This window comes from Marinobacter sp., from assembly GCF_041595835.1.
Classification (GTDB): domain Bacteria; phylum Pseudomonadota; class Gammaproteobacteria; order Pseudomonadales; family Oleiphilaceae; genus Marinobacter.
In genome coordinates this window covers 1-8414 of record NZ_JBFHJO010000071.1, presented here as the reverse complement: position 1 = coordinate 8414, position 8414 = coordinate 1, and the positions used below count along the sequence as shown (strand labels likewise).

Annotated in this window: 8 protein-coding genes; 3 read left to right on the top strand and 5 right to left on the bottom strand. The window is 54.7% G+C overall.

Annotated elements, in window-relative coordinates; genetic code table 11:
• From hydA to ABYA77_RS14155, 5 genes are all read right to left on the bottom strand, one after another.
• On the bottom strand, window positions 1-1421 hold a 1421-nt coding region (hydA, locus tag ABYA77_RS14175; protein WP_372966618.1), incomplete at its 3' end, for a dihydropyrimidinase.
• 49 nt (window positions 1422-1470) lie between these two features.
• On the bottom strand, window positions 1471-2772 hold the full coding sequence (locus tag ABYA77_RS14170) for a TRAP transporter large permease (RefSeq protein ID WP_372966617.1): 1302 nt from the start codon (window positions 2770-2772) through the stop codon (window positions 1471-1473).
• Complete coding sequence (locus ABYA77_RS14165) at window positions 2769-3386, bottom strand: TRAP transporter small permease subunit (RefSeq protein ID WP_372966616.1); 618 nt, start codon at window positions 3384-3386, stop codon at window positions 2769-2771. Before ABYA77_RS14165 ends, ABYA77_RS14170 begins: the two co-directional genes overlap by 4 nt.
• Window positions 3387-3404: 18 nt before the next feature.
• On the bottom strand, window positions 3405-4457 hold the full coding sequence (locus ABYA77_RS14160; protein WP_372966615.1) for a TRAP transporter substrate-binding protein: 1053 nt from the start codon (window positions 4455-4457) through the stop codon (window positions 3405-3407).
• Window positions 4458-4556: 99 nt separating this feature from the next.
• Window positions 4557-5294: an aspartate/glutamate racemase family protein gene (locus ABYA77_RS14155; protein WP_372966614.1), complete on the bottom strand. Its 738-nt coding sequence runs from the start codon at window positions 5292-5294 to the stop codon at window positions 4557-4559.
• Between the two features lie 199 nt (window positions 5295-5493).
• Here ABYA77_RS14155 and ABYA77_RS14150 point away from each other — a divergent pair, with 199 nt between their 5' ends.
• The 3 genes from ABYA77_RS14150 to ABYA77_RS14140 all read left to right on the top strand — a co-directional run.
• A complete protein-coding gene (locus ABYA77_RS14150; RefSeq protein WP_372966613.1) occupies window positions 5494-6204 on the top strand; it encodes a GntR family transcriptional regulator in 711 nt (236 codons plus the stop codon).
• A gap of 641 nt (window positions 6205-6845) precedes the next feature.
• Window positions 6846-7115 (top strand): hypothetical protein, encoded by a 270-nt coding sequence (locus ABYA77_RS14145; RefSeq protein WP_372966612.1) that lies wholly within the window; start codon window positions 6846-6848, stop codon window positions 7113-7115.
• Window positions 7108-8414: sodium:solute symporter family protein (locus ABYA77_RS14140; RefSeq protein ID WP_372966611.1), on the top strand; the 1307-nt coding region annotated here is incomplete at its 3' end. The genes ABYA77_RS14145 and ABYA77_RS14140, both read left to right, overlap by 8 nt.

The following is an 8414-nucleotide window of genomic DNA, read 5'->3' as shown; positions in this document are numbered from 1 at the left end:
TTGGCGTTGCCACGTGGACGCGCAGGCTGAGGTTTATCGCACTTGAGAAATTCGCCGTAACCCACCTCGCCTTCGGGTTGGCCGGCGCGGGAGACTACCCGGCCCCGGCAAAGCGTAAGCATGGGGCGTCCTGTCAGCTCAAGTCCTTCGTAAGGGGTGTAATCCACATCATGGTGCAGGTCGGCATTGCGTACGATGCTCTTCGCTGTCGAGTCCCATAACGTGAGGTCGGCGTCGCTGCCGATAGCGATGGTGCCCTTGCGTGGGTAGAGTCCGTAGATTTTCGCTGGGTTGGTCGCGGTCAGTGCCACAAAACGGGTGACGTCAATGCGCTCCTTGACCACTCCTTCGGAAAACAGGATTGGCAGACGCGTCTCCAGGCCGGGAATGCCGTTGGGGATATGTTTGAAATGGGCGTGCTCGCCGTGCAGTTTCTTACCGCAGGTATCCTCGAAACGAAACGGCGCATGGTCGGAAGAAAATACCTGGAAAACGCCGGACTCTAGCCCTTGCCAGACCGCTTCCTGAGCAGCCGGGTCCCGGGGCGGCGGGCTGCATACATATTTTGCGCCTTCGAACCCATCGCGATCCAGATCCTTGGCCGTGAGCACCAGATACTGCGGGCAGGTCTCACCATAGACGCGTAATCCCCGGTTCTGTGCCCAGCGAATCTGTTCGATAGTCTCGGTGCCGGAAACATGCACGATCAGCACCGGCACATCGATCAGCTCAGCCAGCGAAATCGCGCGGTGGGACGCCTCACGTTCGCCAATGGTGGAATGCGCCACGCCATGATAGTAAGGCCCGGTGTTCCCGTTTTCAGTAAGAAGCTCGGTCAGATAGGCGATGCAGTCAGCATTTTCTGCATGCACCATGACCATGGCGCCCTCGCGCCGCGCCAGAGACAGAACGTTGAGAATCTCACGATCGTTGAGCTTGAGATCATCGTAGGTCATATAGATCTTGAAAGAGCTATAGCCCTCTTTGATCAACTCCGGCAGCTCCTCCTTCAACACAGTTTCGGTAGGATCGCTGACGATCATGTGAAAGGCGTAGTCGATGAAAGCCTGGCCATCGCTGCGTTGATGATAATCTTCTACCGCTGCACGCAGGCTTTGTCCTTTTTGCTGGGCGGCAAAGGGCATCACCGTAGTGGTGCCACCGCAAGCCGCCGAACGCGTACCGCTGTAAAAGCCGTCGGCCATCACTGCACCGTCGCTGAGCGGCTGATCCATATGGCAGTGCGCGTCGATGCCGCCGGGCAATACCCATAACCCTTCGGCATCGATAACCTCCGCAGCCTCGCCCAGCTCATGACCGAGTGCCACGATGCGGCCCCCCTTGATGCCGATATCCGCGTAGTAACAGTCTACAGCGGTAACAATCCGGCCGTTTTTAATCAATGTGTCGAAATTCTGCATGACCTTACTACCCTAATCTTCGTTGTGAATGCTGTTCTGGCGGCTCATCCTAGCCCATGGCATCAGGCAGCCACATCACCAGCTCCGGCCAGATGATTATCAGCAGCACGAACAGCAGCATGATGGCGAGGAACGGCAGGCTGCCGAGCATCACGTCGGTGATCGAACCCTTGCCGCGTACTCCCTGCACGACGTAGAGGTTCATGCCGATCGGTGGGGTGATCAGCGAGATCTCCATCATGATGACCAGAAAGATGCCGAACCACACCGGGTCGTAGCCGAACGCTACAACCATCGGCACGACGATAGGGACGGTGGCGATCATCATCGACAGCGTCTCGAGAAAGCAGCCTAGTACCAGGTAGAACACCACCAGCGCCAGAATCAGCCCAAGTGGCGTGAGGCCCAGACCGGCGACCCAGTTGGTCAGGGTAGAAGGAATGCCCAGGATGCCAACGATGTAGTTCATGAAGAAGGCGGCGGCGATGATCAGCATGATCATTGCTGTGGTACGCGCCATCGACAGGAAGCTCTCGTGCAGCATGCGGATTGTCAATTTGCGATAGATTGCCGCCAGCACCAGTGCCGCAACCACGCCGAGCGCCGCCGCCTCAGTGGGCGTGGCCCAGCCGCTGTAGATGCTGCCGATAACGATCGCGAAGATGAACGCTGGTGGCAGCAGGTCGGCCAGTGAACGCAGCCGCTGGCCAAGCGGCACGCGCGGCTCCGGGTCGCCCGCCACGCCAGGGCGTAACAGGCTAAAGGCCATGATTGCCAGCATAAAGCACCCGGCGAGCACCAGCCCGGGCAAGATACCGGCGATGAACAGTTTGCTGATGGACGTGTTGGTGATAGCGCCGTAGATGATCATATTGATGCTGGGCGGAATAAGGATGCCCAGGGTGGCGCCGGCGGCCAGGGTGCCCAGTGCCAGGCGCTCGTTGTAGCCGCGGTCAGAGAGGGCAGGTAGTGCCACAGTGCCGATGGTGGCGGCAGTGGCTACCGACGACCCTGACATCGCGGCGAACACCGTCGATGCGCCAACGTTGGTATGTAAAAGCCCGCCGGGCATGCGACTCAGCCATACCGAAAGCGAGTTGTACATACGATCGGTGATGCCGCTGCGCAGTAGTAGCTCGCCAAGCAGGATGAACAGAGGGATCGCTGTGAGCAGGAAGTTATTGAGTGTGCCCCACAGCGTATCGCCGAACGAATACAACAATGGCAGACCCAGATACACCAGCGTGCCGATGGCCGAGACGCTGAAAATCGCCACTGCGACGTGGACGCCGGCCATCATCATGCCGAGCAGAATGATGAAACCGATCAATACCTCGAAAGGGCCGATCATGAGTGAGAACTCCCGTGGGGCGTCTGCACCGTGCCGGATGCATAGTCGTGGCGTGCCTCGTCGAGTTCGTCGTCCGCCGAGCGAGCATCGAACTCCTGATTGAGGCGGCTAAGGTCGCCGGTCACCAGTAAGAAGACGGCCCTGAGCGCCAGCAAGCCAGCGAGCAGGGCGAATACTGTGAGCCCCGCGACCCACAGCGACTGGGGAATCCACAGTGGCGTCTGCAACGGTGTACTGGCATGGCTCTGGAATTCCAGGGAGACCAGCAGCGTGTCGACGGCACGCCACAACATGAAAGCCGCGAAGATAGCCAACAACAGCGCCGCCGAGGCATTCAGCGGTCCACGCAGAATGCCGGGCAGCTTGGCGAGCAACACGTCCACGCGAGTGTGCGCACCCTGCAGCAAGGCATAGGCGAAGCTGAACGCTACTCCGATGGCCAGCACATAGCCGCCGATCTCGTCGACCCCCTGCAAGGAAAAACTGAAGAACTTGCGCGCGATGACCTCGAAGGTAATCAATACCGACAGGCACAACCCACCATAGCCGGCGGCGAGCGCCGCACCATGGGCCAGGCCCCTGGCGGCGCGATTGACGTTATTGGCTTTCATCATAGACCTCGCTTTCCCCGGTTACTTGATGGAATAGCCCGTCGCTTCGCCGACTGTGTCGTTCCATACCTGGGTGCACTCAGGGGAGATATGGTTGCAGTTCTCGCCCCACGCTGGCAGAACGGTTTTCTCGGTGATCTCGCGCACCTGCTGAGAAGACGACTCGCCGATATCCACCAGGGTCATGTCGTACTGGGTGTGGCGTTCGCAGTTTTCCTGACCGGTACTGCAGGCGATAGCATCGTCATTGACGTTATAGGCGATGTCCCACATCTGCTGCTCCATCTCCTTGAACGCAGCTGTCAGCTCTTCTTGCTGAGTAGCGTCGAGGCGGTTCCAGGCTCCCAGGTTCATGAAGTGGCCTTGCACCGAGAACGACAGAGGCAGCGGTACCAGATGTGTGGTGACTTCCGGCCACTTGCCGCCGTTGGCAGCGGTGGGCGCGGTCACGCCGCAGTCGGCCACGCCGCGCTGCAGCGCCAGGTAAACTTCACTGAATTGCAGGGTTACCGGCGTTGCCCCCAGGCCTTCGACCAGCCGCGACATCGACGGCGTGAACACGCGTACCTTCTTGCCGGCCAGGTCATCCACCCCATCAATTTCGCCATTGCAAAACAGCATCTGCGGGCCAAACGGCCACAGGGTCATGAGCTTGGCATTGAAGCGCTCCTGGAGCCGCTCGTCCATCTTCTCGCGAATGGCCTCGACGACATTGCGTTGCTCATCGAGGTTCTGCGCCACTCCGGCCAGGTCGACGCCTTCAAAGAACGGATCGTCACGGGAGGCCATGCCGATCTGCACCGACATCACGTCGAAGGCACCGGTACGGAGCCCGCGCAGTGCGTCTGCTGCCTTAAGTCCTATGGCATCCATGGTGTTGTAGGTCACGTTGAGGTCGTCGCGTTCATTGAGCTTTTGGAAGAAAGGGCGCTCGACCTGGTCGACGTGGATCTTGTTGCCTGAGAAGTTACCCACTACCCGTAGCTGGGTTTCGGCCTGGGCCAGGCCGCCCAGCGCCAGGCCGCAGGCACACGCCGTCAGTAGGGAGACTCGCTTGATCGTTGTTGTAAGCATGCTGCACCTTTATATCAGTTGTATTGATGTTAAGAAATCGGGAGAGAAGCCCGCCACACTGAGGAACCTTGGCCAGAGCTCTCGTCATTCAGGTTCTGCTCAGGCCCTCAGGCGACGGTCATCAAACAGGCTTCCCCAGCCTTTAATGCGGGCCGGGTCGATGTTCGTCATTTTCAGGGTCTTCCAAACGGTCACGCTGACGGAGTCGTAGATCGGGATGCCGATCTCGCGTTCCAGCTCGGCGACAATGCCCGCCCCGCGCAGGTTGGTGCACAACAGGGTGATCGCATCGGGGCGTGACTTGGCGACCTCGCGCACCATGTTGGCCAGGGTGGCTTCGTCGTACTCGGAAAAAGAGAAGTTGCCGCGGTCGTTCAGGTGGCGCTCGGCGACCACTTCGTGCCCAGCCTGGCGGTAGTTCGTCACGATGGCCGACTGGATATCGTCCAGATAAGGCGTTACCAGCCCCAGGCGAGTGACCTCGGTGCGCTCCAGTACTTCGTTCAGCGCCAGTACGCTGGTGGTGGCCGGCACCCCGGTGACTTCCTCGATCGAGGCACACAACCGGCGGTCGGTTTCGAAACCCAGCCAGCTTGAGGAGGTGCCGTTCCAGGCAATCACGTTCATCCGTGCATCGTTAAGCAGCTGCGCAGCTTCCAGCAGTGGCGCCGGATCAAACTGTGCCAGGGCGTCATCACGCATGGAAATCTCTGTGACAGTGAAGCGCTGGAAGTGAGCCGTGACCTGCGGTAGCAGATCATGCAGTAAAGCGCTGGTATAGGGTTCCAGCACGGTATTGGAGGAAGGCGTGAGCATGCCGATGAGGGTCCGCTCCATGAGGCTAATCCTTTGTCGTTATGGCTTACGAGGAAATATTTTCATATTCGCTGCCTGGATTTAAGGATTTGGAATTCGGAATTCCAAATTCATATGATGACTGAAGTATTGCACGACGGTAGAATATTCTGCAAGCATACGTTTCCTAACGATCGAACCGGCATCTGCCGGGCCAGCCAATCAAGAGGTGCATCTCAGCATGGCCAATACTTCTCTATCCACCCGCGAAGATAAGCCCCGCGAGGCTTTATCCCGAGCCACGCCATTGCGGCGGCACTCGCTGTACGAGGCTGTGACCGAACGGCTGCGTGAAATGGTGCTGGAGGGGGAATTGGAACCCGGTAGCCGGATCTCCGAAAAGCAGTTGTGCGAAGCCTTCGAGGTCTCGCCAACCCCCCTCCGCCAGGCATTAAAGGTGCTGGTCAGCGAGGGGCTGGTAGAGATGCTCCCTAACCGCGGCGCCAGGGTCACCGAAGTTGATGTCGAAGAGGTGGCTGATCTGTTCGAAGTGATGGCTGTGCTGGAGGGGCTTTCGGGCACCCTGCTGGCCACCCGGGCGAGTGATGCCGAGATTGCCGAGATCCGCCACCTCCATGAGTGCATGATGGAGAAGTTCCGCAAAAACCAGCGCAATGAGTACTTTCAGCTCAATCAGACCATCCACCGACGTCTCGCCGAGATCGCCGGTAATCGCGTGCTGCTAGAACTCGAGACCTCGCTGACGCTCAGGATTACCCGGGCCCGCTACGCCGCTAACATGCAGATGGGGCGATGGGAGGAGTCCGCGAAGGAACACGAATGTTTAGTCGAGGCACTTGAGAAGCGTGATGCCCAGGGGCTGTCCGCCGCCATGAGCCTGCATATGCGCAAGACCGGAAACGCCGTTATTCAACGCCTGAAGCAGGACTGATTCCTGAAACCCCGATAAACCTGAGCGATTTTCTCCAAGAAGGGGATTTCGCTCAGGTAGCTCACCCAATGGCTTCGTCAGATAGCAGTCTTCAAGGTCACACCACCGCCCGTTTCTGATCTTTGTGGGGGAGGGCGGTGGGCTGCGCGTTTTGCTTTAAAGCTTCTCATATTTTCTTCGTGAGCTTTCGGCTCATCACAAACGGCTGCAATCCAAGCGCCTCGGTTTGTCCCGAAATTTCCATTCTGTCAGAGGCAAGTTTTGGTGATCTGCTTGAATTGCTGCATTTATTCGTATAAATATAATAATTGGACAACCTGAGATGGCCTTCATCCTGTGTTTGGCGCAAGCGTCAGCAAACTGATTCTGAGGCCGAAAATGTCGCGCTGATCAGAATTTACCTGAGAAGGTTCAGTGCTCTTAGGTCAGGCGCCAGGCTCTGGCTGGCAAGAAAAGATGCAGGTGGTTCCGTTGGGCAATGGCGAGAGGGTGGATGTTGTGAGTTGATGGCGCCAGCCAACATGAAAAGGATAGCTTGAAATGCTTATTAATTATTAAGCGAGGAGGGATTATGCATTAAAAATAGCTTATGTAATGTTTTTTTTTGATCGTTCGACAAGAATAATATTCAGGCAACATGGTTGGATAATATGATAAGAAAATCAATGTTTTGGATAATGGTCGCGTGGTTTGTTTTAGTCAATGCAGGCCAGTTTTTGCCCTCATTGAATACGGTAGAGCCCTTTGTTCTTGGTCTTCCATTTAATCTTGCGTGGATCTGGGGATTTAATGGTTTGATTACACTGTACTTGATTTATTTTGCAGCTTTTGGCGCAAAGTCTCATGACGTTGATGAAGACGCAGCGCTTGCATATGCAGAAGATAAAGGTGTAAGGGGGTTCTATGAGTGATATTGCTATGATGGTTTTGGCAGGTCTGGTCCTGTCAAGTTTGGTTTACTTATTAATTTTTTATATTGCCTATAAGAAAACGAATAGAAAATCAGTTGAAAGTTTCTATCTTGGTGGGCGTGATTTTGGTGGTATTGTCCTATTTCTGACCATCGGTGCATCGTGGTTTAGCATGTGGTTTCTCCTGGGTGCCCCGGGAGCTTTCTATAAGCATGGAACTGGTTTTGCTACTTTTTTCATGCTTAACGTCGTTCTTGGTCTTCTTTTCTTTGTATACGGGAGAAGGATGTGGTTGTTGGGCAAGGTTTTTAAATATACTACACCAGGAGATTTATTAGAGCATTACTATCAAAGCAGGTCAATAAAAACAGTCTCAGCTATTTTGAATATATATTTGCTTTTCCCTTATATCGGGATTCAGTTACTGGGTGCCGGTCTTGCCTTTGAAGCTATAGGTAGCTCATTCTGGCTTGGAGTAATTACAATGATCGTATTGGTTACTCTTTTCAGTGTTTTCGGTGGTATAAAAGCTGTAGCCTGGAAGGACGCCCTGCAAGGGTTTTTCTACATGGGCTTTACATGGCTTGTGGCATTTTGGATGGTAAAAAGTGGAATTACAGGGTTTGATAGCTTAAAAGACCTTTTTGTCTCAGTTGATTCTACTTATCCCAAGTTCCTGCAATTCCCAGGCGAGTCAGGATACTTTACTCCTGCAAATTGGTTCGGCTACTTTGCTATATATGTTTTTGCAGGTATTTGCCTTCCACATCTGTGGACGCGGTTTTATATGGCGAAAAATATGGATGTTTTTAAAACTGTGACGGTTGGGCATATTGCTTTTGCGAGCTGGGGTTTTGTTCCGATTCTAATCATAGCTTTGTTGGGCAAGATGATTCTCCCTGATATCGAGAAGGTAGACCAGATATTCCCTCTGTTGCTTCTTGAGTATTCACCTATATTGGCCGTTGTTCTGATTGTTTGTGCCTTTGCTGCAGCTATGAGTACAATTGATTCTCAGAATATGGCAATGGGAACCGTTTTCACTAAGGATATCTGGCTTTCTTTGGTTGATAACAACAGCAGTGAGCGTACTCAAATGCTTGTTGGCAGGATATCGACGGTGGTTCTGATGGCTATATCAGTCATCTGGACATTTACGTCTGAAGGCTCAATTCTCAAGCTATCAATGATTGCATTTACTTCTGCAGCCCTTTTGTTTATGCCGTTAACTGGAGCGCTTTTTTATAAAAAGGCCGGTCCATTAGCAGCGACCTGGAGTGTCATTGTTGGTGTGTTAGT